The organism is Desulfonatronovibrio hydrogenovorans DSM 9292, from assembly GCF_000686525.1.
GTDB lineage: Bacteria > Desulfobacterota > Desulfovibrionia > Desulfovibrionales > Desulfonatronovibrionaceae > Desulfonatronovibrio > Desulfonatronovibrio hydrogenovorans.
Genome location: NZ_JMKT01000001.1, coordinates 1 through 26,986, shown reverse-complemented (window position 1 = coordinate 26,986; position 26,986 = coordinate 1). Strand labels below are relative to the sequence as shown.

At 51.7% G+C, this 26,986-nt stretch carries 25 protein-coding genes; 17 read left to right on the top strand and 8 right to left on the bottom strand.

Annotated elements, in window-relative coordinates:
- Positions 1–4: 4 nt before the first annotated feature.
- On the bottom strand, positions 5–1,300 hold the full coding sequence (locus P771_RS0100130) for a phenylacetate--CoA ligase family protein (RefSeq protein ID WP_028573543.1): 1,296 nt from the start codon (positions 1,298–1,300) through the stop codon (positions 5–7).
- Positions 1,301–1,528: 228 nt separating this feature from the next.
- On the opposite strand from P771_RS0100130, the gene P771_RS0100120 reads away from it, so the two are divergent.
- From P771_RS0100120 to P771_RS0100105, 4 genes are all read left to right on the top strand, one after another.
- The gene (locus P771_RS0100120) at positions 1,529–2,200 is read left to right on the top strand and encodes a hypothetical protein (RefSeq protein ID WP_150112090.1); all 672 of its coding nucleotides are present in this window, start codon (positions 1,529–1,531) and stop codon (positions 2,198–2,200) included.
- A gap of 35 nt (positions 2,201–2,235) precedes the next feature.
- On the top strand, positions 2,236–3,048 hold the full coding sequence (locus tag P771_RS18040; protein WP_051617010.1) for a FlgO family outer membrane protein: 813 nt from the start codon (positions 2,236–2,238) through the stop codon (positions 3,046–3,048).
- 83 nt (positions 3,049–3,131) lie between these two features.
- Entirely contained in the window at positions 3,132–3,707 is a 576-nt protein-coding gene (locus P771_RS15890; protein ID WP_150112089.1) for a FlgO family outer membrane protein, read from the top strand.
- 26 nt (positions 3,708–3,733) lie between these two features.
- Entirely contained in the window at positions 3,734–4,666 is a 933-nt protein-coding gene (locus P771_RS0100105) for a hypothetical protein (protein WP_244147264.1), read from the top strand.
- A 185-nt stretch (positions 4,667–4,851) separates the two neighbouring features.
- Here the strand turns inward: P771_RS0100105 and P771_RS0100100 are convergent, their stop codons facing one another.
- The 4 genes from P771_RS0100100 to P771_RS0100085 are packed head-to-tail and all read right to left on the bottom strand — an operon-like array spanning position 4,852 to position 7,555.
- Entirely contained in the window at positions 4,852–5,385 is a 534-nt protein-coding gene (locus P771_RS0100100) for a cob(I)yrinic acid a,c-diamide adenosyltransferase (protein ID WP_244147263.1), read from the bottom strand.
- Positions 5,355–6,677, bottom strand: a complete 1,323-nt coding sequence (locus tag P771_RS0100095; RefSeq protein WP_028573539.1) for an amidohydrolase — start codon at positions 6,675–6,677, stop codon at positions 5,355–5,357. Before P771_RS0100095 ends, P771_RS0100100 begins: the two co-directional genes overlap by 31 nt.
- A 12-nt stretch (positions 6,678–6,689) precedes the next feature.
- The gene (locus P771_RS0100090; RefSeq protein WP_028573538.1) at positions 6,690–6,932 is read right to left on the bottom strand and encodes an FmdB family zinc ribbon protein; all 243 of its coding nucleotides are present in this window, start codon (positions 6,930–6,932) and stop codon (positions 6,690–6,692) included.
- A gap of 14 nt (positions 6,933–6,946) precedes the next feature.
- Complete coding sequence (locus tag P771_RS0100085) at positions 6,947–7,555, bottom strand: D-sedoheptulose 7-phosphate isomerase (RefSeq protein WP_028573537.1); 609 nt, start codon at positions 7,553–7,555, stop codon at positions 6,947–6,949.
- Between the two features lie 138 nt (positions 7,556–7,693).
- On the opposite strand from P771_RS0100085, the gene thrB reads away from it, so the two are divergent.
- From thrB to P771_RS15885, 3 genes are all read left to right on the top strand, one after another.
- The gene (thrB, locus tag P771_RS0100080) at positions 7,694–8,251 is read left to right on the top strand and encodes a homoserine kinase (protein WP_084301533.1); all 558 of its coding nucleotides are present in this window, start codon (positions 7,694–7,696) and stop codon (positions 8,249–8,251) included.
- Positions 8,236–8,844 (top strand): hypothetical protein, encoded by a 609-nt coding sequence (locus P771_RS0100075; RefSeq protein WP_244147262.1) that lies wholly within the window; start codon positions 8,236–8,238, stop codon positions 8,842–8,844. Before thrB ends, P771_RS0100075 begins: the two co-directional genes overlap by 16 nt.
- Before the next feature lie 96 nt (positions 8,845–8,940).
- Positions 8,941–9,447 carry a hypothetical protein gene (locus P771_RS15885; protein ID WP_051617007.1) on the top strand — a complete coding sequence of 169 codons (507 nt, stop codon included), beginning with the start codon at positions 8,941–8,943 and terminating at the stop codon, positions 9,445–9,447.
- Here the strand turns inward: P771_RS15885 and P771_RS0100065 are convergent, their stop codons facing one another.
- Entirely contained in the window at positions 9,448–12,078 is a 2,631-nt protein-coding gene (locus P771_RS0100065; protein WP_051617006.1) for a M16 family metallopeptidase, read from the bottom strand. It abuts the gene before it with no gap.
- Positions 12,079–12,103: 25 nt separating this feature from the next.
- Positions 12,104–12,484 carry a PilZ domain-containing protein gene (locus tag P771_RS0100060; RefSeq protein WP_028573533.1) on the bottom strand — a complete coding sequence of 127 codons (381 nt, stop codon included), beginning with the start codon at positions 12,482–12,484 and terminating at the stop codon, positions 12,104–12,106.
- Positions 12,485–12,752: 268 nt separating this feature from the next.
- On the opposite strand from P771_RS0100060, the gene P771_RS0100055 reads away from it, so the two are divergent.
- Both P771_RS0100055 and P771_RS0100050 read left to right on the top strand, forming a co-directional pair.
- Positions 12,753–13,811 carry a hypothetical protein gene (locus P771_RS0100055; protein ID WP_028573532.1) on the top strand — a complete coding sequence of 353 codons (1,059 nt, stop codon included), beginning with the start codon at positions 12,753–12,755 and terminating at the stop codon, positions 13,809–13,811.
- Positions 13,812–16,478 carry a cytochrome ubiquinol oxidase subunit I gene (locus P771_RS0100050; RefSeq protein ID WP_028573531.1) on the top strand — a complete coding sequence of 889 codons (2,667 nt, stop codon included), beginning with the start codon at positions 13,812–13,814 and terminating at the stop codon, positions 16,476–16,478.
- A 55-nt stretch (positions 16,479–16,533) separates the two neighbouring features.
- On the opposite strand, the gene P771_RS18855 is transcribed toward P771_RS0100050, so the two are convergent.
- Positions 16,534–16,710 (bottom strand): hypothetical protein, encoded by a 177-nt coding sequence (locus tag P771_RS18855; protein ID WP_153304069.1) that lies wholly within the window; start codon positions 16,708–16,710, stop codon positions 16,534–16,536.
- Positions 16,711–17,136: 426 nt separating this feature from the next.
- Between P771_RS18855 and P771_RS0100040 the strand changes: the two genes are divergently transcribed.
- The 8 genes from P771_RS0100040 (at position 17,137) to cas6f (ending at position 26,638) form a co-directional block, all read left to right on the top strand.
- A complete protein-coding gene (locus tag P771_RS0100040; RefSeq protein ID WP_028573529.1) occupies positions 17,137–18,102 on the top strand; it encodes a helix-turn-helix transcriptional regulator in 966 nt (321 codons plus the stop codon).
- 88 nt (positions 18,103–18,190) lie between these two features.
- Positions 18,191–18,694 (top strand): four helix bundle protein, encoded by a 504-nt coding sequence (locus P771_RS18035; protein WP_051617005.1) that lies wholly within the window; start codon positions 18,191–18,193, stop codon positions 18,692–18,694.
- Positions 18,691–19,647, top strand: a complete 957-nt coding sequence (cas1f, locus tag P771_RS0100030) for a type I-F CRISPR-associated endonuclease Cas1f (protein WP_028573528.1) — start codon at positions 18,691–18,693, stop codon at positions 19,645–19,647. The genes P771_RS18035 and cas1f overlap by 4 nt, the downstream gene beginning before the upstream one ends.
- Positions 19,647–22,898 (top strand): type I-F CRISPR-associated helicase Cas3f, encoded by a 3,252-nt coding sequence (cas3f, locus tag P771_RS0100025; protein WP_028573527.1) that lies wholly within the window; start codon positions 19,647–19,649, stop codon positions 22,896–22,898. Before cas1f ends, cas3f begins: the two co-directional genes overlap by 1 nt.
- A 19-nt stretch (positions 22,899–22,917) precedes the next feature.
- Entirely contained in the window at positions 22,918–24,120 is a 1,203-nt protein-coding gene (locus P771_RS0100020) for a type I-F CRISPR-associated protein Csy1 (protein ID WP_028573526.1), read from the top strand.
- Positions 24,113–25,006 carry a type I-F CRISPR-associated protein Csy2 gene (gene csy2 / locus P771_RS0100015; protein ID WP_028573525.1) on the top strand — a complete coding sequence of 298 codons (894 nt, stop codon included), beginning with the start codon at positions 24,113–24,115 and terminating at the stop codon, positions 25,004–25,006. The genes P771_RS0100020 and csy2 overlap by 8 nt, the downstream gene beginning before the upstream one ends.
- 2 nt (positions 25,007–25,008) lie before the next feature.
- Positions 25,009–26,043: a type I-F CRISPR-associated protein Csy3 gene (gene csy3 / locus P771_RS0100010; RefSeq protein ID WP_028573524.1), complete on the top strand. Its 1,035-nt coding sequence runs from the start codon at positions 25,009–25,011 to the stop codon at positions 26,041–26,043.
- Positions 26,036–26,638 carry a type I-F CRISPR-associated endoribonuclease Cas6/Csy4 gene (cas6f, locus tag P771_RS0100005; protein WP_150112088.1) on the top strand — a complete coding sequence of 201 codons (603 nt, stop codon included), beginning with the start codon at positions 26,036–26,038 and terminating at the stop codon, positions 26,636–26,638. The genes csy3 and cas6f overlap by 8 nt, the downstream gene beginning before the upstream one ends.
- Positions 26,639–26,986: the final 348 nt, after the last annotated feature.

Genomic DNA, 26,986 nt, shown 5'->3' with positions numbered 1-26,986 from the left:
GCAGTCAGTCCTGATCCCTCTGGTCAAGGATTCTTCTGGACTTGCCCATGGACCTGGGCAGCTTGCCCGGCCCCTGGATATCCACCTCGGCCCGGACCATTACTTTTTTCCTGATCTGGGCGGAAATCAGCCCGGCCAGGTGAGAATCATTGTCAGCTGAGGCCGATTCTTTGCGTTCAACACTGATCTGCATGAAGTCCAGGCCCTTTTTCCGGTCCAGGGTGATGAGATACTCAGAACTGATGTCTTTGAACCCTTCCAGGATTTCAGCGATCTGGCCGGGATAGATATTAACTCCGCGAAAGATGAACATGTCATCAGAGCGTCCCAGGATGCGGTCATGCCGGGGCAGATTCAATCCGCAAGGACAGGGATCAGGCAGGATGCGGGTCAGATCTCTGGTCCTGTAACGGATCAGAGGAACCCCTTCCTTGCGCAGGGTGGTTATGACCATCTCCCCGGTCTGTCCGGGCTGGACCGGTTTGAGGGAGACAGGATCAACTATTTCCAGGATAAAAATGTCAGCCCAGTAGTGCATCCCTTTGTGCTCCCAACACTCCAGTCCAGTGCCTGGTCCGTAGACCTCGGTCATGCCCGGAATATCAAAGCTGTCTTCCAGATCCAGGGTCTGCTCAATCTTGCGGCGCATTTTGGGAGTGTGGGGCTCAGCCCCGAAGATTAGTTTTTTGAGTTTGATCCTGTCCTGGAGCCCCATCTTCTCCACCTGTTCGGCCAGGAGCAGGGCCATGGAAGCTGTAGAACACAGACAGGCGGGCTGGAGGTCTGTGAGGAACTGGAGCTGGAAATCCAGGTTGCCGGGTCCCAGGGGCACGGCCATGGCCCCAAAGTGTTCACAGCCCAGCTGAAAGCCGACTCCAGCCGTCCACAGTCCATAGCCCACAGCTATCTGGACCCGGTCCAGAGTGGTCAGCCCGGCCAGCTCAAAACACCTGGCCATCATGACCTTCCAGGTGTCAATGTCTTTTTGGGTGTAAGCCAGAATTTTTCTTTTGCCTGTGGTGCCTGAAGAGGCATGGATCCGGACTATCTGTTCCTGGGGGACGCTCAAAAGGGGCAGAGGGTAGCCCCTGCGCAGGTCTTCAACTGTTGTAAAAGGCAGTTTTTCAATATCCGCCAGGGAGGTTATATCTTCAGGCTTTATTCTGGCCTGATCAAATTTTTCCCGGTAAGCAGGGGAACCTGAACAGGCATGGGCCACGGTCCATTTAAGACCTTCCAGTTGAAGGGCAGCAAGCTGCTCTGGGTTCAGGTCCGGAAGAAAGCGTTTTTCCTTGTTCATTCGTTCCTCGTTGCCCTGGTCCTGATGGTTGAGCCATGGGATTATATTTTGGACGTAAAAGCCCTGAAACATACTTTTCTCTGAAACAGAGGTCAATATCCCGGAATCTGCTGCCTGGCAAGGAATTAAGGTTCCAGGGTGATGAGGTTAAAGAAATCCGGTTCATTTCCGATAAATGGTCCAGGGGGTGCCGCAATGAGACCTGACTGCCCTGGAGAGGGAATTCATATGACAAAAGCAAAGATTGCAGCCTTATGCCTGAGTCTGATCTGGGCCATGGTTCTGGTGCTTCCGGTGGGAGCCGGGGCCCTGGAGCAGGACGGGCATCCAGCTGAAGATCAGGATCTGGTTCCGGTTGCAGGCTCAGTGGACCGCTGGCAGGAGCTGGCCCAGGAATCAGCGGCCCAGGTCCGCAGGGTAGTTGATAGTAACTATTTTCTCAGGGACCAGGTCCTGTGGGTGGTCCCGGGAGGCAGTACCGACTTTGACCGGTCTTTCTACCGGATGCTTCAGTCCTCCCTGGCTGGTGAGGGACTGATGGTATCCATGGGTGAGCCGCGCAGGATAAAGATCTTTCACCAGGTGGATCTGGTCAGGCACCAGGTTCCAGGCCCGGAACACAAGCCTGTCTGCTATCCCCGGGTAACCCTGACCAATGGCTCGGAAAAAAAAGAGTGCAGTGAAGAGGACCAGACCAGAGAAGAGCAGGTCAGGGCAAGGGACAGAAGCACAGGTCTGGAAGCGGTGGTCCAGGTGGCCATGATGGATGAAGATGCCATCCTTTATGCCGGGACGTGGTATTTTCCAGTCCATCAGGAGGATGCCTGGCTTTACAGGCATCTTGTCAGGACCAATGAACCCGGGCTCAGGCGCTACAGCCTTGACCGGGTCCGGGAGTAAAGACTGAACAGGGAACAAAGGATTCAGGAAGATTCATGAACAAAAACAGAATATTTAAAGGCCTGCTCATGGCCATGTTATTGACCCTGTGGGCCGGGCATCTGCCCGGTCTGAACAGCCAGGCCGGTGCTCACGCCCTGAGGGAAAAGGCCTATTTCATGGCTGACATGCTTGAATACAATTTAAGCCCCGGACTGACCCGGCTGGACAGGCTGTCCTACGCCAGCTTTGTGGATCTTGACCAGCTCAGGGAGACATCTTCCCTGGGACGGGCCTTGGGAGAGCTTTTTGCCTCCAGGTTTGCCCAGCACGGTTATGACGTGCAGGATGTCAGGCTGATCAAGGACAGTCTGATTATCCAGGAAGGAGTGGGCGAGCTGGCTTTGTCCAGGGATATTCTGAATCTGACAGAGGCTTATCAGGTCCGGGCGGTCATAGCTGGGACTTATTCCAAATACGGTCAATGGATGCAGGTATCTGCCAGAATCCTGGATACTGGATCCAACAGGATCCTGGCAGCCTTTGATGAAGTCTTTCCCATGGATTCGGATCTGGAGGATCTGGTGGTCCGGACCCAGACCGCCAGGCCTTTTACCCTGCGGGAACCTGATCCGGTAGAGCCTCCTGTGGTTGAATACCCGGCCCTGTTCCTCAACCCGGCAGTGGGTTCAGATGCCAGGGTCATTCAGGCCAGGCTGGCCCAGATGGGTTATTATACCGGACCCATAGACGGAATCTGGGGACCCAGATCCAGGGAAGCCCTGAGAAAGTTCAGGACCCACCACGGCCTGCCTGGGGAAGGGTGGGACATGGAAGTGCAGAAAAAGATATTCAGGGATCTGAACTAGGGACCGGATCGTCAAGGATGGACTCCGGATCAAGACAGCTTTGAAAAGGCAGAACAATGTTAAGACCTTATTTTCAAGTTACCATGGCATTAATTATTTTGCTGATTATGCCCGGATGCCTCCGGAAGGAAGCCCCTCTTGAACGTCAGGTTTTCAGCCTGGTGGAGAAGAACTATCTGGCTGCGGATGTCCTGGGGCACCAGCTTGCAAACCATGATCTGGGCAAAAGACCGGTTTTGGCCGCTTCATTTGTCAGCCTGGATGATCTCGACCTTTCCAGCCCCCTGGGCCGGGTCCTGCCCCACCAGATAGCGTCCAGACTGGTTTCGTGCTACGGCTTGAATTTCATTGATATCCGGACCGGCAAATCCAGTCTGCGGATGGATATGGAGCAGGGAGAGCTGATCCTTTCCAGGGATCCGGAGCTGCTTTCCAGGGATGTTCAGGCCTACGCAGTGCTGACCGGAACATATTCAGTGGTTTACAACCAGGTTTATGTCAACGCCCGGATAATCCGTTCCATGGACCATTCAGTTCTGGCTTCTTTTGACTATATCCTCCCCTACAACAGGCTTGCCCTGGACCCCGGGGGATCCCCGGATCAGGCCGGCCCTGGAGGGGGATCTGATTTTGAGCCCAATGTCCTGGCCGGTTTTTAGGCCGGCCTTTACTTGGCCGGAAAAAGATGAAAAAAAGACCGGAACCAACGGGTTCCGGTCTTTTTTTCATTCATCAACACACTCCGGGCACTGCCGGACTGATTGTAACGGGATGTCTTTTGAGCAGATTCATTGAACGAGTCCACCATGTTTATGACCCCCTGCATTATTTCTGGGAGCATAAAACCACCAGGAAAATGGTGACCTTGACCCTGATCGGAGTCTTTCTGGTCAGCCTTATTCTCATTGAGTTGAACCGGTTCAGTCTTTTGCCCGGCCTTTTGTCTGAAATAATCCCTACCAACCCGTTTTATGCTGTTAAACTGGCTTTTTCCCTGCTGCTCATCAGCGAGGTCATCAGTCTGATCTTTATATTGCCCTGCTCGGTCTCCAGGGCCGTGGGCAAACAGTTTGAGATCCTGGCCCTGATATTTTTGCGCAATGCCTTCAAGGAACTGATCCATTTTTCCGAGCCCATCAAGCTGGCCGGTCAGCTTGATGCTGTTCTGCGCATCGGTGCATACGGCCTGGGAGCCCTGACCATTTTTGTCTTGCTGAGTTTTTACTACAGGCAGCAGGTAAAAAGAGAGGAAGCCGGTTCAGGCGGGGTCTTGTTTCAGTTTGTGGGAGCCAAAAAGATGGTGGCCCTGATCCTGCTTTTTCTGTTTTCCGCCCTGGCAGCATATAATGTAGCAGCCTGGTTCATGCCCCATGACGGAGTGGAATTTTTTGCAGAATTCTACACCATCCTGGTCTTTAGCGACGTGCTTATCGTGCTTATATCCCACAGCTTTTTCCCCCAGTTCAAAGATATCTTCAGAAACTCGGGCTTTGCCATTTCCACCCTGCTCATGCGTCTGAGTCTGACCGCTCCGCCGTACTATGACGTGCTCATAGGGGTGGGCGCGGCTGTCTTTGCCCTTTTCCTGGCCATGGCCTACAAGCGAAGCTTCAAGTGATCAATACAGGGACTGATCTGGATCAGAGCTGAGGATTTTTATATTTAACAGTCCGGCCTGACTGCCTTTGCCAGCACCAGGCCTGAAGAGGTTGCACTCATGTTCTCCAGGCCTTAAGGGATCCGGCCAGTTAAAGGCCCGGGCAGAAGGATTTCCAGACCAGAACCAAAAAGGACTGGTCTGGTTTAATATTCAATCCCCTTGCGGGCGCTGATATTCTTCTGGAAGTGATGCTTGGTTTCCAGGATATCAGAAACAGTGTCCGCCCGTTCCAGGAGCCATTGAGGAACATTTCTTCCGGTCAGGACCAGGCTGGTCCCCTGGCTTGAAGACCTGTCCATGATTCTGGTCAGTTCTTCTTTTTCCAGAAGGCCCATGTTCAGGGCATAGACAGCTTCATCCAGCACTATGAGCTGGTAGTCCTGGTCCAGCCTGTCCTGGACCCAGGCCAGCAGGTCAAGGACTCCGGACCGGTGCCGGCCCCGGTCCTTTTCATCCCGGTAGAATCCGTGGCCGGAAGCCAGAAAGTCATTGCCCAGCAGGGACTTGAGGATAAGCTGTTCCCCAGCCTGGCCGTCACGCTTGAGAAACTGGCCAAAGGCCACTTTTATCCCTGATCCAAGGGCTCTTACGGCCTGGCCAACGGCTGCAGTGGTCTTGCCTTTGCCATTGCCGGTGTAAACCAGGATCAGGCCCGGTTCTTGATATTTTTTTCCCATTGCCTGGCCTCTTTGATTATTTCCTCTTCACCGGGGACTTTTCGGTTCTGCATGAGCACCTGCCCGTTGCAGATGGTGGTGTCTATGCACTCGCTGGAAGCCGAGTAAACCAGGTTGGAGACAAGGTCATGGCCTGGAACCAGGGAGTAGTGGTTAAGATCCACCAGGATGCAGTCAGCCAGCTTGCCTGGAGCGATCCGGCCGGCATCCAGGCCGAAGATCCGGGCACCGTTGAGGGTGGCGCATTCAAGGGCCTGGGCCGCAGTGAACAGGGTGGGATCCAGGTAGACCTGTTCCAGATACTGTCTGAGGTCGGATTCCAGGACATTGGCCGGTACAGCCGCTCCTTCCAGACCGGCTGACTTGGCCAGCAGAGCAGCAATCTTCATCTCTTCCAGCATGTCCAGGTTGTTGTTGGAAGAGCACCCGTCAGTTCCCAGACCAATGCATATTCCCCGTTTGTGAATTTCCCTGAAGGGGAAGACCCCGGAGGCCAGCTTCATGTTGGAGACCGGGTTGTGGACCACCTTGACTCCCCGGCTGGCCAGGATATCCATCTCCTGTGCATTGACCCATACGGTATGGGCGGAAATCACGTTGGGTCCCAAAAAGCCGATGCTTTCCAGAAATTCCACTGGTCTCAAGCCGTGCCCCTGGATACAGTCCTCAACCTCCTTGCGGGTCTCAGCCAGATGGATGTTAATGAGCAGGTTGTTATCAGCGGCAAAGTCCCTGAGCCAGATCAGGGAGTCTCTGGATACAGTATAGACTGCATGGGGGCCTAAGATGTAGGTGATTCGCTCGTCAGGTTTGTTTTCACGGAAGAATTTTCTGGTTCTGGCCCGGAACTCCTTGGCTTTTTTGGGGTCGGAGAAGTCGATGAATACCGAGGACAAAGCCGCTCTGATGCCCATCTCCTCCACGGCCTTGATGGTGGCGGGCATATGCCAGTACATGTCGCAGAACATGGTGGTTCCGGTCTTGATCATTTCCAGGCAGGCCAGTCTGGCTCCGATGTAGATGTCCTCAAAGGTCAGCCTGGCCTCAAAGGGCCAGATATGATCCTGGAGCCAGGTAAAGAGTTCCAGATCGTCGGCATATCCCCGGAGCAGAGTCATGGCCGCATGGGTGTGGGCATTGATAAAGGACGGAAATATGGCCTTCCCGGTACCATCAATGACCTGGGAGGCCTGGACCTGCAGGTCCGGACAAACAGCGGTAAAACGGCTGTCCTGGATAAGCACATCCTGGACCCGGCTGTTCAGGAGAACGTTTTTAATTAAAAGGGACACAAAGCACCTGGATCAGCATGAGGAACAGTTTCCACCGGAACAGCCGGCACAGGCGCTGGAAGACCGGGTTGGGGAGGCACTGGCTGACGGACTCCCGGCCACTATGGGCCCTCCGGTTTTGAACTTGCATGCGGAAATGAGTTTTTCCACGTTGCTTGATCCGCAGTCAGGACAGGATACCGGGTCGTCCTCCTTAAAAATCAGCTCTTCAAACTCTGTTGCACATTTGGAACAGAAAAATTCATGTAAAGGCATTTATGTCATTCCTCCTAAAGATATGGTTTCAGCTCATCCACTGCCTCAAAGAGATAATAGTCTACCAGCCGGCACAAAAGGTGCCCGGCTGTAATCTGAATCTCCTGGATGAGGGGGGTGGATTTGTGGTCCACCAGGAGCAGGTGGTCGCAGTGATTCTTCATTTCTCCTCCGTTTTTCCCGGCAAAGCCAACGGTTATGATCTTCATTTCCCTGGCCCTGATCAGAGCCCGGGTCAGGTTGGAGCTGTTTCCGGAAGTGGAAATGCAGAACAGGACATCTCCCTCCCGGCCCAGGGCCCTGACCTGCTTGGAAAATATCCGGTCAAAGGAGTAGTCATTGCCGATGGAGGTGAGGACAGAGGTGTCCGTGGTCAGGGCCAGGGCCGGGAGGGGAGGACGCTCCATCATGAACCTGTTCACGAATTCAGCTGTCAGGTGCTGGGCATCGGCAGCGCTTCCGCCATTGCCGCAGAACATGAGTTTGCCTCCTTCAACAAGAGAGGCAGAAGCTATTTTGGCCACATGGACCAGGGTTTCCGCCTGGGCGGCAAAGAATTTCTCCCTGGCTGCAGCTCCCTGGCGGGAATGGTCCAGAATGATTTCAAGTCCTTTGTCTGGCATGTTCTTCTCCGTTATTTTTGAGACACATCTGTCTTTATAGGTTCTGGACAGAGGCAGGTCAATTATTGATCCCGGGAATTTTTGCCCGGCCCGGGACTTTTCATTTACTGTATTTTGGCATAATCTTGCTTCAGAAGGATGAGCCACAAGAATAATGCCATGGTCCCACATCTGATCAAACGCTGCCAGCCGGAACTGGGAAGCAGTCTGATCCTCATCGGTATGCCCGGGTCAGGCAAAACCACCATGGGCCGGATAATCAGCCGAAAAACAGGCCTGGCCTGGGTGGACACGGACTACCTCCTGGAGTCCTGGTGGGGCATGCCCCTGCAGGCTGTCCGGGATCGTCTGGGTCTGGACGGCTTTTTAAAGGCTGAAGAAGAGCTGGTGGAGTCCATGAATTTTTTCAGGACCATCATCTCCACAGGCGGGAGTGTGGTCTACAGTGTCCGGGCCATGAAAAGGCTGGAGGAGCTGGGCAGGATCGTCTATCTCAAGGCAGATCTGGAGACCATCCAGCAGCGGCTTCAAAACACCTCCACCAGGGGGCTGGCCATCAAGCCGGGCCAGTCCATGGCTGATGTCTTTCTGGAAAGAAGACCGTTGTACAAAAGATATGCCAGGCTGACCATTGATACTGACCTGGCTGGACCTGAGCAAAACGCAGACAAGATAATCAAATGGCTGGAAAGATAAAAAAGGCCATGCCCAGAGTGGTTTTTCAGAGGCTGGGCAGGCTGTATGAGCAGATGGAAGAGGCATATGCCGGGATCGCCCGGGAGATGGGGTTCACCTGCATGGATTGTCCGGAAAATTGCTGTACCAGCTATTTCCGGCATCACACCAGGGTGGAATGGGCTTATTTTCTGAAAGGACTGGAACAATGTGCTCCTGAACTGCGCACCCGGATCATCTCCCGGGCCCGGGATTATGTGGTGCAGATGGACAGGGATCTGAAGCAGGGCAGGAAGCCGGATTCCATGTGTCCGGTCAATGAAAACGGCCTGTGCATGCTTTATTCTCACCGCCTCATGATCTGCAGGCTGCACGGGGTGCCTACGGTTCATACCCGGCCTGACGGGCAGCAGCTTGAGTTTCCAGGCTGTTTCAGGTCTGTGGAAAAGACTGGGGACCTCAGGGAGTACCCAAAACTGGACAGGACCCTGTTCTACAGAGAGCTGGCCGGGCTGGAGCAGGCCTTTGTCGGACCCAAGATCAAAAGTCTGCCCAGAGTGGATCTGACCCTGGCCGAGATGATCGTTATGGGGCTGCCAAAGCTTTCAGCCTGATCTTTATCCTGCTAAGTTAACCGCTGAACCCGGTTCTGGCAGGGTCTGGGCTTTAACTGGATTTAACTGACCGGTCAGGGGTTAGCGAGGAAAAAGATGAAGAAAATCATTTTGTTGTTGTCAGTACTTCTGTTCATGGCCGGGTGCTCTCATCTGAGCGTCAGACATCTGGACAAGAATCCGTTCAGTCTGAACCAGACAGACCACCTTGGCATGAGGTTCCTGGATTTTGAGTATGTGAGCATGGTGGAAAACGGGGATTACGTGGTCACCGGGGTGGCCCTGCCCAAAACCGATGTCCTGCCGGGCTGGGCAGAATGGCTTCATGATTTCTGGCTGGCTGTATATTTGAGCGATGAAAAAGGCAAGGTCCTGGCCAGGGACCATCAGGTCTTTTCCACCCGCAGACTCGATCCGGTGGATGGCATCCCCTTTGAGTTCCGGCTGGAGCCGGAAAAGATGCCGGTAACCAGGGATATCTTCCTGACCTTTGGCTACCGGATGAACCTGTCTGAAAGCAGATATGTCCGGCCCAGCCAGGACAAGCCCCTGACCGGCGAAAGAAGCGTGTTCTTTGCCAGTGAAGGGGCCTTGGCCAGATAATCATTTGGGCAGAATCCGCATCAGATAGCTTTGATCAGAATCAAGATAGGTTTGAGCCAGTTCCTTGATCTGGGCAGGGGTGATCTGGGCGGCCAGTTCGGTCATTTCCAGGTTGTATTCAAGATCCAGCCCCTGTACCAGCAGGGAAGCGGCTTCGCTGGACCGGCTGGAAATGGTCTGTCTGCCCCGGTGGTATTCTCCGTAGATAAGATTGGCTGCCCTGGCCACTTCATCCCTGCCCAGTTCCTGATCCCTGAGTCCGGCAATAACCTGCTGGAATCCATCCACTGCCTGGTCCACCCTGTCTTCATAGGTCCCGATATACAGGGCCAGAAATCCGGTGGCAGGACTCTGCCAGAGAAGGGAAGTCACTGAATAGGCCAGTCCCTGTTTGTCCCGCAGCTCTCTGAACAGCACTCCCCCCTGACCGGCCAGAACCCTGTTCAAGACGCTGAGGCCGGGAGTGTGCCCGTGTTCCTTGCCTGGAATGGGAAAGATCATGAGGATATGGGCCTGGCTCCTGTCCTTGAGGTCCACGTCCTTAATCCGTTGATCAGACCAGATAAAGTCCGGAGTCAGTTCCTCCTGGCGGACCTGGATTGTTTTCAGGGAATCCACGAACCGGTCCAGGGCCTGCTGGTCAATGCTTCCGCAGACTGAAACCACAAAGGGCTGGGCTCTCTGGCTGTCCCAATAGCTTTGGACCATTTCCGGAGTGACCTGCTCCAGGAAATCCTCCTCTCCCAGGTGCAGGTAGCCATAAGACCCGGAAGCGAACAAAAAGGGAAACAGGTGTCTGAAGGCATAACCCAGGGGCCGGTCTTCCTGCTGTCTGATGTCGGCTATCTGGTCGGAAGCAGCCCGCTGCAGTTCACCTGGTCCGAATCCCGGAGACAGAATCATTTCAGAAATCAGATCCAGGATCTGGGAACTGTGGTCTCTGGGAAACCTGGCTGACACATTGAAACTGTCCCTGGATGCTGAAGCGGTGATTGAAGAGGCCCTGTCCCGCAGGAATTCCTGAATCTGTTCAAAAGACCTGTCCCGGGTCTGCCTGGTCAGGGTCCTGGCCGAGAGTTCGGGCAGCCCCTGCTGGTCACCGGAGACCAGGCTGTTTCCCCCGGGCCAGGCTATGTTGACCGATGCATGGGGCAGGTGATGGTCAGGGATAAGGACCAGGGTCCTGCCGGACCCCAGATCCAGGATCCTGGTCTCTCCTTCTTCCGGCAGCAGTTCAGGCTCAGGCTTCTGGTCTGGACAGGGAGCCTGATCCAGAGAGGAAACAAGCAGGTCCCGGGACAGGGGGACCTGTTCCGGGGTCAGGGTGGTGACCACCATCTGCTCCGGGCAGAGATAATTATCGATTAGATCCTGGAGATCCTGGTGGCTGACCCGCTGCAGGTTGTGCAGGTACTGCTCCTGAGCCCGGGGTGATCGCTCAAAGAGCTGACTGAATCCCAGTCTGCCGGCTTTTCCACCCAGGGTCTCCCTTGCCCGGAACAGACTGTCCTCGATATTTGTCACGGCCCGCTGGATCTGCCCGGCAGAAAAGTCCTCAGCCTTGAGTGTGGTCAGTCTGTCCAGGAATTGTTCCCAGAAGGGTTCGATCCTGTCCGGACCCAGCTGGACGTAGAAATACATCAGGCCGGCCCGTTCCAGGGAAAGGACCTGGGCAGAGATATGGTCCACCATTTCCAGGTCGTACTTGAACTGACGAAAGAGCATGGAAGTGCTGTCCCCGCCCAGAAGGTAGGCCAGCACATCAAAGGCTGCCGTCTTTGGTGAGTTGAGGTCCGGGGCTGGGACAGCCATGGCCATGTAGGCTTTTCTCCACGGGCCGTGTTCCACTCTGACCCGGTCCTGGGGGGCCATGGCCCGGTCAAAGATATCAGGTATGGGCCTTGGCAGGGTCAGGTGGTCACTGTTCTGGAGTCCTCCGAACAGTTTCCGGGCCTCGTCCAGGACCTGGTCGGCCTGAACCCGGCCGCTGATAGCCAGGACCATGGATCCGGGCTGGTACATGTGCTGGACATAATCCTTGAGATCCTGCTGTTCAAAGCTTTTGACTGTTTCCGGGTATCCCAGGATGGGATGGAAATAAGGGGTTTCGTGGAAAATCATGGACTGGATGGACCTGAAAACCCTGCTTCCGGGATTGTCCAGAGATCTCTGAATTTCAGCCAGAACCACGTTTTTTTCCCTGGCCAGTTCATCCGGGTCAAACACCGAGCCAAAGATCATATCCTGGAGCACATCCAGGCCCAGCCTCCACTTTTGGGCAGGCAGGTCAATGGTGTACACGGTGTAGTCAAAGCTGGTGGCTGCATTGAGATACCCACCGGCCTCTTCAATTTCAGTAGCCACCTGCCCGGGACCCCGTTTCTGGGTCCCTTTGAAGACCATGTGTTCAAGAAAATGGCTGATGCCTTCCTGGCCCGGCTGTTCATGGGCTGATCCAGCCCTGACATAAAGACGCATCGATACCAGGGGGAAGCGGTCATCCTGGTCAATGAGCACTTCCATTCCATTGGGGAGGATGTAGTATTCCTGGGCTTGGGCCATGTTCTGGTTTCCTGTAAGTATTAATAGGGCTGGAAGAAGGATTGCAATTTTGATTATATTTTTAAGCATGTTGTATCTCCGCCAGGTTGTAAGGTCATGGTCTGGTCCGGTTCAGGGAATCAGGGTCAAAGGCTGGTTGGAAGAGTTCCCGGTCCACCTGGTCAGGGTCATCCGAGTAGAGCCTGATCAGGTTGCGCAGGTGGAAAAAGCTCTGTTCATTTATCCTGATGAAGTCAAAACTGGTTCCCCTTGACGAACTTGATTTGACCACAGCCTGGATATCAATCCTGACCCCTGAACTGAGCCTGATGCTCAGGGAGCAGGGGGAGCCTGCCTCAAGTTCAGAGCGGAACTCGGCCCGGAGTCCTTTGAGGCTTATATCTCTGGTCATGGAGACCAGCCGGATATCTCCCTGTTTGATGACTACCGGCAAATCAAGGCTGATTCTGAATCTTTTTCTTTTTTCATCCTGCATATTTTTTCCGGATTAATGTTGAAATAAAAAACAGCTCAAGTCAAAAGTTGGGTCCGGGATAAAAGATTTTACCACTCATAAGAGGTGGTCAGGATTTTTTTCGTTGCACAGGTACTCAAAATAAAGTATGGTAAAAATACATTTTTTTATCTGTACCAAAGATCAGGATTGATATTATCCTTCTGTTTTTATTTAGTGTTTAATCTTTGTTTAGGCAAGAGTCCGGGATATTTTTTCTGCAACCCATGACCTGAAAGGGAGATTGATTATGGACCCCTGGAGCCTGGTCCCCATTGCCGATACCATCCCGACCAGCTGGGGATGGTTTTATTTTTTTCTGGTCCTGACCTTTATCCTTCATCTTCTGCTGATGAACGCCATGCTGGGCACCGGAATCATTTCCCTGGTCCGGCTGGTCAGGAAGGGAAATGAGGCCTGTCCGGTATGCAAGGATTTCTCCCTGAAGCTGCCCTACAAGATTGCCTTTACCATCAATTTCGGAGTGGCTCCTCTGCTTTTCCTCCAGGTCCTCTACGGACAGTTCATCTACGTCAGTTCGATCATGATGGCTGTTTACTGGCTGAGTGTGGTAGGGATCCTGGTGATTCTTTATTACAGCGCTTATATTTATGACTTCAAATACGACCAGTGGCCCCAGCTGAGGGTCTACTTCCTGGGCCTGTCCGTGGTCCTGGCCCTGGTCATCGCCTTTATGTTCACCAATAATATGACCTTGATGCTCAGTCCTGAAAAATGGACCGGGTATTTTGAGAACCGGTCCGGGACCATGCTCAATCTGGGCGATCCCACCCTGATTCCCAGGTATCTGCACTTTGTGGTGGCCTCGGTGGCAGTGGGCGGCCTGGTCATGGCCATCAACTGGAAACTCAAAGCTGATCCCAAGGGGACTGAATATATCGACCAGGGCATGACCTGGTTTTCATACGCCACCATAGTTCAGATTGCTGTGGGCCTGTGGTTTCTCATCAGTCTGCCCCAGGAGATCATGCTTTTGTTCATGGGCGGTTCCATGCTTCATACCGGGATTTTCCTGGTGGGGCTGTGCGGAGTAGGGCTCATCCTTGTGTTCAGCTTCAAAAAGATGGTCTGGGCCACAGCCGGCGGGCTGATCCTGACCATTACCTTTATGGTCCTGATGCGGGACCTGGTCAGAAACGCTTACCTGGCTCCCTATTACCATCCCTCGGAACGGGTGGTCATTCCGGAATACGCTCCCCTGTTCATCTTCCTGATTGTTTTTGTCCTGGGTCTGGGAGCGGTCTTTTACATGCTCAGGCTGGCCTTTGAGGCAGGAAAGGAGGGCTAAATGAACTATCCAGTATGGGAACTGTATACTCTGGGCGGGGGCTTTTGGATAGCGATCATAGCTGTGCTGCATGTGTTTGTGGCCCATTTTGCCATAGGCGGCGGCCTGTTTCTGGTGCTGACCGAGAAAAAAGGCTACCGGGAAAACTCGCAGCAGATCCTGGATTACACTAAAAAACACGCCAAGTTCTTCATGCTCCTGACTCTGGTCTTCGGGGCAGTGTCCGGGGTGGGCATCTGGTTTGCCATTTCCCTGATCAGCCCGGCAGCCACGTCCAGGCTGATCCATACCTTTGTCTATTTCTGGGCCATTGAATGGGTCTTTTTCATGGCCGAGATCGTGGCCATTTTTGTCTATTTTTATACTTTCGGCAAAATGGAGCGCAAAAAACACCTCCTGGTGGGCTGGCTCTATTTTATTTTTGCCTGGCTGTCCCTGTTCATGATCAACGGGATCATCGCCTTTATGCTCTCGCCAGGGGCCTGGCTGGAGACAGGCAATGTCTGGCACGCCTTTTTTAACCCGACCTTCTGGCCGGCCCTGTTTTTCCGGACCTTTATCGCCCTGATGCTGGCCGGTCTGTACGGGTTTGTGACCTCGTCCTGGATCAAGGACCCGGATTTCCGGGAGACCATGATCCGCTACTGTGCCAAGTGGCTGCTTTTACCTTTTGTTTTTCTCATCCTGTCCGGTCTGTGGTATCTCTCAGCCGTGCCCGAAGGGGCCAAGGCCATGATCCTGGGGCGTTCCCCGGAAATCGTACCCTTTTTCCGGGCCTTTATCTGGCTCTCAGTAATTATTGTCCTGGGCGGGCTTTTGTATTCCATCCGCATGCCCGGAAGCATCAAGCGTCCGGTAGCCTTTGTCCTTTTGTTCATCGGGCTTTTATACATGGGCAGCTTTGAATGGATGCGCGAGGCCGGGCGCAGGCCTTTTGTCATCTATGAACACATGTATTCCAATTCCATTCCAGTGGAAATGGAAGAGCAGATCAATGAGCAGGGTCTTTTGACCCTGGCCAGGTGGGTGGAAAACCGGGAGATCACCGAGGCCAACATGAATGCAGCCGGCCGGGAGATCTTCAACCTGCAGTGTATCAGCTGTCACAGCCTGGACGGGCCACTTAACGACATCCGGCCCATTACAGCCAAGTACGGTTTGTACGGCATGGATGCGGCCCTGAATGGTATAGGCAAGATCTACGACTATATGCCCAGATTCATGGGCACCAGACAGGAGCGTCTGGCCCTGGCCCGGTTTATTGTGGAGGATATTCATGCCAGGGCTATTTCTACCCCTGAAGTGCCCCGGCCTGCAGTAATTGACTTTGAAATTCCGCCCTTTGATCCTGAAACAGACGAATACGTGCTCCTGGCCTGGAACAACCTGGGGCTCAAGTGCATAACCGATTGCGATGATTACTGGTCAATGCTGCCCCCGGGCAATACCTTGTACGCCCAGCTGGTGCGCAGGGATGCGTTTCCGGAAATCGTTCTGGACGATGTAGTAATCACTTACCGGGTGGAACAGGGTTTTGAAAACCCGGCTGATCATGTCTCATTCTGGGATAATTCCAGGTCGTTGATGGGCCGGGAAATCTCCAGGAATGTCGGACCCACCGGTCTGGGCATGGAAGGCCGGTTCACCCTGAATGACGACCTGATGACCTTTGTGGCCGGAGGGATTCCGGTTGTACCCTATGCTGACGACGGAAGCATCAATCCGTACCCGTTCTTTTACGTGGAAGCCTGGGACCAGAATACCGGGGAACTCCTGGCCTGGACCAAGGCCGTGGCCCCGGTATCAGCGGAAATGGGCTGCAATACCTGTCACGGCGGAGAATGGCGGGTCCAGGGGACCATGGGCATTGCCGCAGAAACTGCTTCGGATGTGCTTAAGCTCCACGACAAGCGCAACAGGACCGAACTCATGGCCGGGGCCGAGGCTGGACAGCCCGTACTCTGTCAGAGCTGCCATGCTGATCCCCTGCTCAATGCTGAGGGCGATCCTGAACTTTTGAACCTGCCGGCAGCCATCCACGGTTTTCATGCCAACTACCTGACCGACCGGGAAGGCCCGGAAACCTGCAATACCTGTCACCCCAGCCATCCTGACGGATACACCGACTGCAAGCGCGGGGTGCATGCCACCACCGTCAAGCTGGACTGCACCTATTGTCACGGCACCCTGGAAGATCACGCCCTGACCCTGTTGAAAGGGGAATATGAACAGGGCAAGACTGAGCGGGCCGGCAAGCTGATGCGCCATATCGAGCCCAGGCTGGTGGCTTCCCTGGATGAGATCAACCCCAGGACCCCCTGGAATCAGCAGCCCGACTGTCTGACCTGTCACAGGGACTTTGAACAGCCGGAGAGTCATGATGTTCGGGCCTTTAATGTCTGGAACGAGCAGGTGGGCGAGCTGTACCGGCTGCGGGCCGATGATGTGGGGCTGATGTGCCAGTCCTGCCACGGGGCAACCCATGCCGAGTATCCGGCTGTGAATAAGTTCGGACTGGACCGGGACAATGTCCAGCCCCTGCAGTATCAGAATGAGCCTTATGCCATCGGGGCCAACAATAATTGCGCGGTCTGCCATATCCAGGAGATGGATTTTGAGGGCCATCATCCGGGTATCCTGGAGGGAACCAGGAACAAACGGGATTAAACCTGGAAAGATCCAGGCAAAAAAAGGGAGCCGTTACGGCTCCCTTTTTTATGGACTAGTCTTTTTTGTGGTCGTGGGAATGGGGTATTGCTTCCCCGGTCTTGGGATCATGGTCGTGATCGTGTTCATGGGGATGGGAATGGGTCTTGTCTCCGTGGGAGTGTTCATGGGTGTGAACATATTTCTGGTGTTTGGATTCCTTTTCAGGTCCGCAACCGCAACCATTGCACATAATTTCCTCCTTATTTTTCCTGTAAAAAATCCCATAAGTCTGTTTTCCGGGTTTGGCAATGAGTACCTGACCGGGCAGGACTGACCAGGACTTGAATCCTCCAGACCTTAACCTGGCTACCACCTTGATTTAAAACAATATTTATGTTCGGTTTGGCCTGGGTTTTTTATTTTCCCAACAGCGGGTTGAAAAAGTCCTTATCAAGCCTGCTAAACAGAGGGCTTCTTAATGTAACTGCCCGGGATTGCTGTTACTGCGAGCACCCCGAAGGTGCGGGGCAATAGTATGGATAGCCAGCTGAGATTGCTTTGCTTGCAAGGACCAGGAAAATCACTCGGTTTAAAAGTTACTTAATGGTCAGGGTGAAAAAGTATCCACCGGATTTAACATGGACCTGACTATGGTCAGTTGAAGGAGAAATTCGGCATGAATCAGAATTTTTTGGAACGCATATTGTGGCTGCACAGCCAGATATGCCGGAATGCCTTTCCCAGCCCAGGAGGTCTGGCCCGGAAATTTGAAATTTCTTCCAGAACGGCCCAGCGGACCGTGACCAGTTTCAGGGACAGATTCCAGGCTCCCATTGAATACGACCGGACCAGAAAAGGGTATTATTACATAGAACCAGGTTTTGAGCTGCCCTTTGCCAGGTTCAGTCAGGAGGAAATCCTGACTCTGATCCTGGCCTGGAACCTCCTGGAAAAGAGCACTGGGGGGTACATCAGCTCTTCCATTGAAGACTTCAGCCGGAAGCTGATTGCCGGGACCAGCCGCATGGGCCTGACCAGGCAGAAAATGGAGCAGTCTTTTTCCGTGGTCTGGAACGGGCATTCTCCAGCCCAGGCCCAGGTTTTTGAAGATGTTTCCAGGGCATTGCTGGACCAGAAAATCCTGTGTTTTTCCTATACTTCTCCGGCCATGAACCAGACTACCAAGCGGAGCGTGGAGCCCCACCATCTACAGCATTATATGGGGTCATGGGTGCTTATTGCCTTTTGCCTGGGCAAAAAGGACTGGCGCAAGTTCTATCTGTCCAGGATGGAGGAGGTGCAGCAGCAGGACAAGACTTTTGTCCCCCGGCCTCCTGATCAGTGGCAGTACCAGGTGGAGGAGAGTTTTGGCATTTTTCAAGGCCGGGAAAACAGGCCGGTTATTCTGCGGTTCAGCCGGTTCAGGGCCAGATGGATCAGGGAGCAGATCTGGCATCCGGATCAAAAGATGAGAGACCTGGAAGACGGCTCCCTGGAGCTGGAAATCCCGGTGGCTGATTTTCGGGAGATCAAGCTGAAGGTGCTGTCATTCGGATCGGACGTGGAAGTGGTCAGTCCTGAGGAGTTGAAGCAGGAAGTGGCTTTTGAAATTCAGAAAATGGCCCGGATTTATAAAAAATGAAGATTTGTTTTTTGACAGACATGAAATGACGGTCCGGGTGTGCTAGGGTGGAAATAGATTCAAGGAAAAAGTTTTATCGAGGTGAACCGTGGCAACGTTTAATCGTTTTGAGGAATTGCCGGTCTGGCAGGAAGCCATCAAACTTGCAGATGAGGTTTATAACTTAACTGAAGGGCCTGACTGGAAAGGAAGCTACAGTCTCAGGGATCAGTTGGAGCGGGCTGCCCTGTCCGTGTCCAATAATATTGCCGAAGGATTTGAGCGCGGGACCACCAGCGAGCTGCTGGTTTTTCTGTATATTGCCAGAGGGTCGGCAGGTGAAGTACGTTCCATGCTCTGTTTTCTGGAACATCGCTCTTCCTTTGCCAATTTCAAACCTCAAATTTCAAATCTGAAATCCACAGCAGAGAGCTGTTCCCGCCAGCTCCGGGCTTGGGCAGATCATCTGCAAAATACAGAAATCAAAGGTCAGAGGCACCTGAATGAAAAATCCAGGAAGCAGTATCAAATACAAAAGGATGCAGCTGTTTTTAAAAAGAAGTTGCGGGAGAGCTTACCTGAGGGACATCCTCTAAAAAGGGGTTCGGAATGAATATGTTAGCTGAAAAAAAACACCTAAAAGCAATCCTGCACTCCAAACGGGCGAATATATATTATCTTGAACACTGCCGGGTATTGGTTAACAGCGGCAGAGTTGAATATCTGACCCAGGATCAGGACAAGCAGGCCTATTGGAATATTCCCATTGCCAATACCTCTGTGATACTCCTTGGCACAGGAACTTCCATTACCCAGGCTGCTGTGCGTATGCTCTCTGCCGCCGGAGTCATGCTGGGATTCTGCGGGGGCGGGGGCAGTCCGCTATTTGCCGGAACTGAAGTGGAATGGCTTTCACCGCAAAGCGAGTATCGGCCCACGGAATATGTCCAACAGTGGCTCTCATTCTGGCTGGATGCCGGAATCCGCCTGGAAGTTGCAAAAAAGCTTCAGCAGAGGCGGGTAGATAACATTCGCCGGATCTGGGAGCATGAAGGTCTATACCAGGAATATGGGCTGTACGCTGATGACCCGGACATGCAGCGAATACTTGAACGCACCGGAAAAGAGGTCATTGGTGCCGGGGATACGCAGAAACTATTGCAGATCGAGGCCAGGGCAACCAAAGGGATATACAGGTATGTAGCAACGGCTCTGGATATTAGTGATTTTACCAGAAAACACGAAGGGGGAGACAGGGCCAACGATTATTTGAATCACGGCAATTATCTTGCTTATGGTTTGGCAGCAACATGTCTATGGGTTTTGGGTATTCCCCATGGTTTTCCGGTTATGCATGGTAAAACCAGGAGGGGAGCTTTGGTCTTCGATGTAGCTGATCTAGTGAAAGACGCTCTGGTTTTGCCTACAGCGTTTATCAGTGATTTACGCGGTGATCGGGAACAGGAGTTTCGTGATACAATCATCGACTTGTTCTTGAGCCATAAGGCGTTGGATTTGATGATAGATTCTGTTAAAGCAATCTGTTCTGAATACGGACGGCCTTGATGATAGTTTTTTTTGTTTCCGAATGTGAGAAAAAAGCCCGCAAGAGAACAGTCCAGATCTTGGACAGCTTTGCGGAGAGGGTGGGAAAGAGCACGTGGAAAACTCGTTTGACCATGGAAGGGCTCAAAACGATAAAGTTACTTTTGAGTCGGAACGCAAGCAGACACACTGCTGTGGCCTGTCACAGGGTTGTTGGATATGGAAATACCAGGCTGTTGTGGGTTATCGGGAACAAAAGAAAATTCAACCGGTATGGGATAGTCCCCACGAATTACTCCCGGATTGATTCAATCAAACAGTTAGATAACGACTGGCATTATCTGGAGGCGATAAAATTATGCGTGGCACTGGCCGGACTGTTTCACGACTGGGGCAAGGCATGGGATGCTTTCCAGGATTTGTTGCGGGAGAACAGACATACCGACTATCTGCGACATGAGTTTGTTTCTCTTCTTTTTTGGGCCGCATTTGTCCGGGGCAGGGAGCCGCAAGAATGGTTTTCTGATCTGCAACACCCCCATGTCTCAATGGAAAAGGAGTTGATTAACCGGGCTGGTGTCTGTCTTGAACAAGACTGTTTTCCCTTCAAGGCCCTGCAAGATCCCCTCTCTATTTTGATAGGTTGGCTGATATTGAGCCATCATTTATTGCCCCATCCAAAAGATGGTTCGCTTTCGCCGTGTAGCCTTCATGAATCGCTTCTACATTCGGTGAATTCTGAATGGGGTTTTTTGAAGAAGCAGGTCGAGACACATTGCGGATGGTCTTTTTCTCGTGGGCTTCCCTGCCGGTCCTCCCTCTGGACCAAGAGGGCTGCTAAATGGGCCGCGCGGGGGAAGAATCTTGTGCAAAAAGAAGTATTCCTTAACGCAGAGTGGGGCAAGTCCCTACGGCAGATGGCTGTATTAGCTCGAACCGCTTTGATGATCGGCGATCATGAATCCTCCCACAAGGCGGAAAGTCAGGAAAAGAACAAAAAGGAGAACAATCATTCAGCCAAAGGAAGCGACAAGCCAGATGCGCTGTGGGCTAAGTCCTTGAAAAAGGGAATCGGTTCTTCCCCGGTCCTGCTTGATTCTCATTTGCTTGACGCAACCACCGAGGCGCTCTCCCTTTGCCACTTGTTCCCCTATTTTGAACAAAGACTTGCATGTGTGGAATCTACCGAGGCGATTGAGAGGAAATCAAAAGGTGATTTTGTCTGGCAGGACCGGGCTGCGGACAGGGTACGCAAAAGTGTAAAAGAATCCGGAATAGGGCAAAGAGGTGTGTTTTGCCTGAACATGGCCAGCACCGGCACAGGCAAGACTTTTGGTAATGCCAAGGTTATGAATGCTATCCAGGGTGGAAGGTTGAGATATACCCTTGCGCTGGGACTTCGAAGTTTGACTTTGCAGACCGGGGATGAATACCGGGACCGCATCGGCCTGGACAGTTCAGAATTGGCCGTAGTTGTAGGCTCAAGACCCTTCAGAGATTTGCACGAATTGCGAAATAATCAGGAAAGTGACCGCGATGAGCCAGGCTGGAATATTTATTCGGATTGGAAAGAGGTGATCTTTTCTTCCAATGTGCTGGATGAAAAGTTGTCCACCAAGCTGGCTACCCACCAGGCCAGACAGATCCTGTACAGCCCGGTACTGGTCTGCACCATTGATCATGTCATGGGGGCTACTGAAGGGGTGAGCAGGGGCAGACACATTCTGCCTTGGTTGCGGATGCTTTCTGCTGACCTGGTTATTGATGAAGTGGATGACTTTGACGGAAGCGATCTGGTGGCCATCCTGCGCTTGGTGCATCTAGCCGGAATGCTCGGCCGCAACGTGCTCTTGTCCTCTGCTACCATACCTCCTGCCGTGGCTGAGGGTGCCTTTAATTCCTACCTGGGAGGCTGGAGGCTGTTTGCCCACACCAGGGGCCGGAAAAAGGAAGTGTTGTGCTCCTGGGTTGATGAAACCATGGGGGCCAGGGTTGCCAGCTTTGGAAATGGTTCAGAGTTTTCAAAACAACATGACAGGTTTACTGCCTTGCGCATCAAAAAAATCCGGAAGCAGCCGGTTAAACGCAAGGGGGCAATCCAGCCTGTCAGCGTGGACAATTTTACCGGTCAGGTCCTGGACTCAGTACTGGAACTCCACAGTCAGCATGCCGGTGTTTACAGGAACAAAAATGTGTCTTTTGGCGTGGTGCGCATGGCCAATATTACACCATGTGTGAAAATGGCTCGTTTTTTTCTGCAGGCGGATCTTCCTCCGGATACAGAGATCAAGGTTCTTCCATATCATTCCAGGTTCCCGCTTATCTCTCGCCACTATATTGAAAAAATGCTTGACGCGGTACTCAAGCGCAAGAATCCGGAAAAGGCCTGTGAACACCCAGAGGTATACAAGCATATTAAGCAGACAAGGAAAAAGAACATTCTGTTCATAGTTGTGGCCACTCCGGTGGAGGAAGTCGGCCGGGATCATGATTTTGACTGGGCCGTGCTGGAGCCTTCTTCGGTCAGGTCCCTGGTACAGATGGCAGGTCGTGTCCTCAGACATAGAAAAAGACAAAGGCTTAATGCGCCGAACGTCGTTGTTCTGAGCCACAATATCCGGGCCTTGCTCAAGGAAAAGATTGCTTACACACGCCCAGGTTACGAATCAGGAGAATTAAGCCTGGAAAGTCATGACCTGCGTGAAATCCTGGATGAGCACATGATAAACGAACGGATTGATTCTGGAATGAGAATCGGCCGCATCAGCAAACCAAATCCACAGAAAAGTCTTCTTCACCTAGAACATGTCAGCCTGGATTCGTTTTTAACCCAGGGAGAAAACAGTGATTACAAAAAAGTGTCCGGGTGGCTGTATGGGCCATATTATCTGACAGATATTGCTCAAAGGGCAAGACCGTTCAGAAAGGGAAGTCGTGAGCAAAACTTTTTTATTTTTCCAGAAGAGCCAGATCTGAGGGAAAAGTTTTATAAAAAGGATGACTCAGGAAAATTCATCTTGTTTGATATTGTGAATTTTCAGCACGTGGGCTTGAGCTGGAAAGAGAAAAAGCGTCTCTGGTTGCCGGTAAACTATTATTCCCAGCTTGAGGACATCGGTCAGGAATTAGGGCTAACTGTTAATCAGGCCGCAACCAAGTTTGGAGAGATCTCAGTGCCTGACTACATGTTGGAGGCCGGGCAGAAAGCGCTTAAATTTAATCCTGACCTTGGCTTGTGGCAGGAAAAGGATTTTGGAAGCCTGTTTGAATAAACCAAAAGGAGGTGAGCTTATGCCGCAAACATTGGAAGAATTGGCCGCACAGAAAAAAAAGGACCCTGGCGAGATGCTCAGGGAGAACCTTGCCCGGGAGCTGAAAAATATGATGCGCCCGGCTACCCATATCGGGAAGTATACTCATCCCCAGGCTAAGGATGATATGTCTATCCTCTGCGAGAATTCAAAATGTGAAGGCGGGTATGTTTGTTTCGGCAATTTTAAGGCAGAATTGAAAGATTATGCAACAGGCAATGCAGTTTACCTGCCACATTCCAAGACCATGGAAGCAATGATGCAGGATGGCAGGACAGTAAGGGAGCACTTAGAGCATGGTTCTTCAGATTTACAGCGTATTGCCTCAGTTGATGAAAAAGAATTGAAAAGATGGGCGGAAAATTTTCAGGAAAGAGAAAAACAGGGCAAATTCTCTTCACGAACTGATTTTAAGCTTAAACAGGTTTATCTGCCCCTGGAAAATGGCCAGTACAGACTGATGACCCTGCTGCCCTGTTCCGTGCTTATCTGGGAAATGAAGTCCCGGATAAACTCTCGCGAGTGGGATACTAGAATAGAAAACAACAAAGAGTATAATGTCCGGATTTCATTTGTGGATCACTGGGTGAGAAAATATGGCGGGACAAAGCCGCAAAATGTCAGCCATCTGAATAATGAAAACGGCGGCAATGTAAGGGTGCTGACATGTCTTCCGCCCTCGCTTGGAAGGGACTATGAATTGCCAAAGCGCAATTTTTTCAACCAAATCAGGGTCTACCTCCCTAAAAATCCCCAGGAAGCTCAAAAAGGAGTTGGCCATCTGTTCATTTCGCTCTATTCGTCTTTACTCCAAGATCCCAATACCCATTGGGCACGCAGAAAAAAGAAGGGCATTCTTCGGGCAATAATTGAACGTGGAGTAATATGGCCTGCGGAGAAAATCATATCCAGTGCCGATCCTGGCTGGTCCCTGGAACACAAATACGCTGCACTGCCCCCGGCCCAGAAAGCATGGCTTGATCCTTATGCTCCAGTTGCTCACGAAGATGACATGGTTCAGAGCGCAGACTGGCAGGAGGAAATAGCAGCGCAGATCAGCCGCTTTATTTGCCGGACTTTTGAGAGGATGGTTCATTCTGATCCACAAAAAAAGAAAATTGAACCGGGTGAAGCATTTTTCAGGGAGACAGCCAAATTGGCCAAGGAGTATCTTGATGGATAGCTATCTTGTAATTCAGAAAATGGATGTGACCGAGGCAAGCATGGATTCCTCTCCCATAGTCAATGGCTTCCCTGGGATTCCAGCGATTATGGGATTTGTCCATGCCCTGCAGAGAAAGCTGCAATCAGGGTATCCTGGGATTCTTCTACCCCTGGCAGGTGTGTCCTGCCATTTTTTTGAGCCACGTGTTCGGAAAACTGGATGGCAGGCAAGGCTTTCTCTGAGCAAGAACCCGCCTTATCTCAAGAAACACGTTGAAAAAGACAAAAATGGGCTTCTTAAGGGTGTTCCGTTTATTGAGGAGGGTAAGGCGGACATGCGGGTTTCCTTGATAATTAAAATCCAGGGTGAAGGTTTGAACTTCAGTGAGTTGAAGAGAGATGTGCAAGATCTTTTGCCCAGCATGCGTTTTGCCGGAGGAACGATCTGGGGCGCGGAAAATATTGTTTGCCGGAACTGCGGTGATGAGGCGGATGAAAAGCGTTTGCTGCGCCTGCTCATGCCCGGCTTTGCCCTTGTTGAAAGGAGAGATCTGATAGAAGAATTGATGGAAGACGGTAAGGACGCTCTGGATGCTTTACTGGATCATCTGGAAATACGTCGTGAGGAGGATGAGAACGGACAAACTGTTGGCTGGCGCAGAAAAACTGAAGAACCGGGATGGCTTGTTCCCATCGCTGTCGGCTACAGGGCTATATCCGAAACAGGGCAGGTTAAAAATCAGCGCGACCCTGAATGCCTGCATTGTTTTGCAGAGAATGTAATTACATTGGGCGAGTTTGTTATGCCCATTCGTCTTGGTAGGCTGAGAGAAGTTCTATGGCAGCCGAGCGTGGACGAAGCCCATGGAATGTATGTTTATACAAATCAAAATAAAGGAGAATAGTCATGGCAAAAAACGAAAACAAGGCATCTGTATTGGCTTTTGACCGCCGTTTGTCCAGCTCCAATGCACTTTTTTTCGGTGTTAAATGGGATGAAAGAAAAAATGGTATTGGTCGCCCCCTGCCTATTCAGGAAAAATCAGTACGGGGAGTGATTGATAATCGCTTGAAGGACAAGGATCAAAATCAGACCAAAGTGGAAGCGAGTATTGAGAATCCAAACTTGCAGACTGTTGACTACTGCGCCTTGGGCATGGACGAAGACACCCTCAGGGTCCGTTTTAATATCCAGGTGGCTGGAAAAGTGGAGCCGTGCGCTTGCAACAACCCCGCTGTGAAGAAAAAAATCGAGGGAATTGTTTCCGAGTTTGCCAAAAATGACCGGTTTATGGAGCTTGCCAGGAGATATGCTGTTAATCTGGCCAACGGCCGTTTCCTGTGGCGTAACCGCTTGGGAGCAGAACAGATTGAAATAACGATAAAAGCTGATGGCAAGGACTATGTATTTTTAAATATTCCTCTTACGAAATTCGGCGAGTTGGAAGATGAAGTGGGAAAAAAAACTAATGAGTTGGGCAAGAAAATGGCTGACGTGCTGTCCGGTCAAAATAGTCATATCAATCTGGAGATAGATGCCTGCGTAAAGCGTTTTCCAGGGATGGAGGTTTATCCAAGCCAGGAGTTAGTATTGGATAATTCCAGGGGCAAGGGCAAGAAAAGCAAGCATCTTTTTCAGGCGAATTATAAATATCAGGGCAAGGACTTCCAGGCAGCCGCCCTGCATCCTCAGAAAGTGACCAACGCAATTCACACCATTGATGACTGGTATCATCCAGAGGCGGACAAGCCTATTTCTATTAATTCTTATGGAGCGGTTACTAATGAAGGAAAGGCTTATCGGGAACCAAAGAATAATGATTTTTACACCTTGTTTGACAAGGCCGTGCAGCAGGGTTTGAGCGAACTTGATATCAACGATCAGAAATACATGATGGCCATGCTGGTCAGGGGCGGTGTGTTTGGAGAGGGGGGTGATTAATGCCATGCGAAAGTATGTCCAGATCAGCTTGATACCTGATGAGGGGTCCGGAGTAACCGGTCCGGTGTTGATGAGTCATGTTATGCAGGCCTTGCACAATCATTTTGTCCGGATAAAGGACAGCCGGGAAACAGTTCCTTTTGGCGTGTCCTTTCCTGGATATGACGAGGACGGACCCGTGCTTGGAGACAAGGTATATGTCCATGGTTGGGAGAAAGACTTTTCCTCCATGGATATTCCAGGCGCCCTGTCCAATCTGCGGGACTATCTGCACGTTACTGCACCACGGCCGATACCCGGATCAAGGATTAAAGGTTACGTTGCCTATTCCAGGCTCAGACATGACCATGGTAAAGAAAAACTCATAAGAAGGAGGATGAAACGACATGATATGACCAGGGAAGAGGCAGAGGAGTTCTACGCTGATTATAAGCAAGATTTTTTTCCTGACTGCCCCTTTTTCGTGATCCGCAGTACAAGCACGGGTAATAATGTTTATCCATTCTATATAAAACGTCATTTTCTGGATTCTCCCGGCCAAGGGAGATTCAACACCTTTGGCATAAATTCTTCCGCTGGGGTGGAATACTTTTGATTAACCTTGGTCCTGGAGTTTTGATAATTTACTTCATAAATTCAAATTGTTAGCTGATGCATCTATAGTGGAAGGTATTGTTGCCAATATCAGCGTAACTTTTTGTTTTAACAGAATGTTATAACTAAATATTCTAGTGAACCGCCGCATAGGCGGCTTAGAAATTGATGTCAATCCGGTTGGTGGTTGTGTTAATGTGAACCGCCGCATAGGCGGCTTAGAAATGCCTCCTTGGCCTAGACCACATCACTTCAATGTGAACCGCCGCATAGGCGGCTTAGAAATCCATGCCGCCGATAATGGCAAGCGGGATGAAGTGAACCGCCGCATAGGCGGCTTAGAAAACCA

Excerpts from the sequence above, each read along its gene's own strand:
- P771_RS0100130 (WP_028573543.1), bottom strand. The coding sequence starts at position 1,300 with ATGAACAAGGAAAAACGCTTTCTTCCGGACCTGAACCCAGAGCAGCTT.
- P771_RS0100120 (WP_150112090.1), top strand. The coding sequence starts at position 1,529 with ATGACAAAAGCAAAGATTGCAGCCTTATGCCTGAGTCTGATCTGGGCC.
- P771_RS18040 (WP_051617010.1), top strand. The coding sequence starts at position 2,236 with ATGAACAAAAACAGAATATTTAAAGGCCTGCTCATGGCCATGTTATTG.
- P771_RS15890 (WP_150112089.1), top strand. The coding sequence starts at position 3,132 with ATGGCATTAATTATTTTGCTGATTATGCCCGGATGCCTCCGGAAGGAA.
- P771_RS0100105 (WP_244147264.1), top strand. The coding sequence starts at position 3,734 with ATGAAAAAAAGACCGGAACCAACGGGTTCCGGTCTTTTTTTCATTCAT.
- P771_RS0100100 (WP_244147263.1), bottom strand. The coding sequence starts at position 5,385 with ATGGGAAAAAAATATCAAGAACCGGGCCTGATCCTGGTTTACACCGGC.
- P771_RS0100090 (WP_028573538.1), bottom strand. The coding sequence starts at position 6,932 with ATGCCTTTACATGAATTTTTCTGTTCCAAATGTGCAACAGAGTTTGAA.
- P771_RS0100085 (WP_028573537.1), bottom strand. The coding sequence starts at position 7,555 with ATGCCAGACAAAGGACTTGAAATCATTCTGGACCATTCCCGCCAGGGA.
- thrB (WP_084301533.1), top strand. The coding sequence starts at position 7,694 with ATGAGCCACAAGAATAATGCCATGGTCCCACATCTGATCAAACGCTGC.
- P771_RS0100075 (WP_244147262.1), top strand. The coding sequence starts at position 8,236 with ATGGCTGGAAAGATAAAAAAGGCCATGCCCAGAGTGGTTTTTCAGAGG.
- P771_RS15885 (WP_051617007.1), top strand. The coding sequence starts at position 8,941 with ATGAAGAAAATCATTTTGTTGTTGTCAGTACTTCTGTTCATGGCCGGG.
- P771_RS0100065 (WP_051617006.1), bottom strand. The coding sequence starts at position 12,078 with ATGCTTAAAAATATAATCAAAATTGCAATCCTTCTTCCAGCCCTATTA.
- P771_RS0100060 (WP_028573533.1), bottom strand. The coding sequence starts at position 12,484 with ATGCAGGATGAAAAAAGAAAAAGATTCAGAATCAGCCTTGATTTGCCG.
- P771_RS0100055 (WP_028573532.1), top strand. The coding sequence starts at position 12,753 with ATGGACCCCTGGAGCCTGGTCCCCATTGCCGATACCATCCCGACCAGC.
- P771_RS0100050 (WP_028573531.1), top strand. The coding sequence starts at position 13,812 with ATGAACTATCCAGTATGGGAACTGTATACTCTGGGCGGGGGCTTTTGG.
- P771_RS18855 (WP_153304069.1), bottom strand. The coding sequence starts at position 16,710 with ATGTGCAATGGTTGCGGTTGCGGACCTGAAAAGGAATCCAAACACCAG.
- P771_RS0100040 (WP_028573529.1), top strand. The coding sequence starts at position 17,137 with ATGAATCAGAATTTTTTGGAACGCATATTGTGGCTGCACAGCCAGATA.
- cas1f (WP_028573528.1), top strand. The coding sequence starts at position 18,691 with ATGAATATGTTAGCTGAAAAAAAACACCTAAAAGCAATCCTGCACTCC.
- cas3f (WP_028573527.1), top strand. The coding sequence starts at position 19,647 with ATGATAGTTTTTTTTGTTTCCGAATGTGAGAAAAAAGCCCGCAAGAGA.
- P771_RS0100020 (WP_028573526.1), top strand. The coding sequence starts at position 22,918 with ATGCCGCAAACATTGGAAGAATTGGCCGCACAGAAAAAAAAGGACCCT.
- csy2 (WP_028573525.1), top strand. The coding sequence starts at position 24,113 with ATGGATAGCTATCTTGTAATTCAGAAAATGGATGTGACCGAGGCAAGC.
- csy3 (WP_028573524.1), top strand. The coding sequence starts at position 25,009 with ATGGCAAAAAACGAAAACAAGGCATCTGTATTGGCTTTTGACCGCCGT.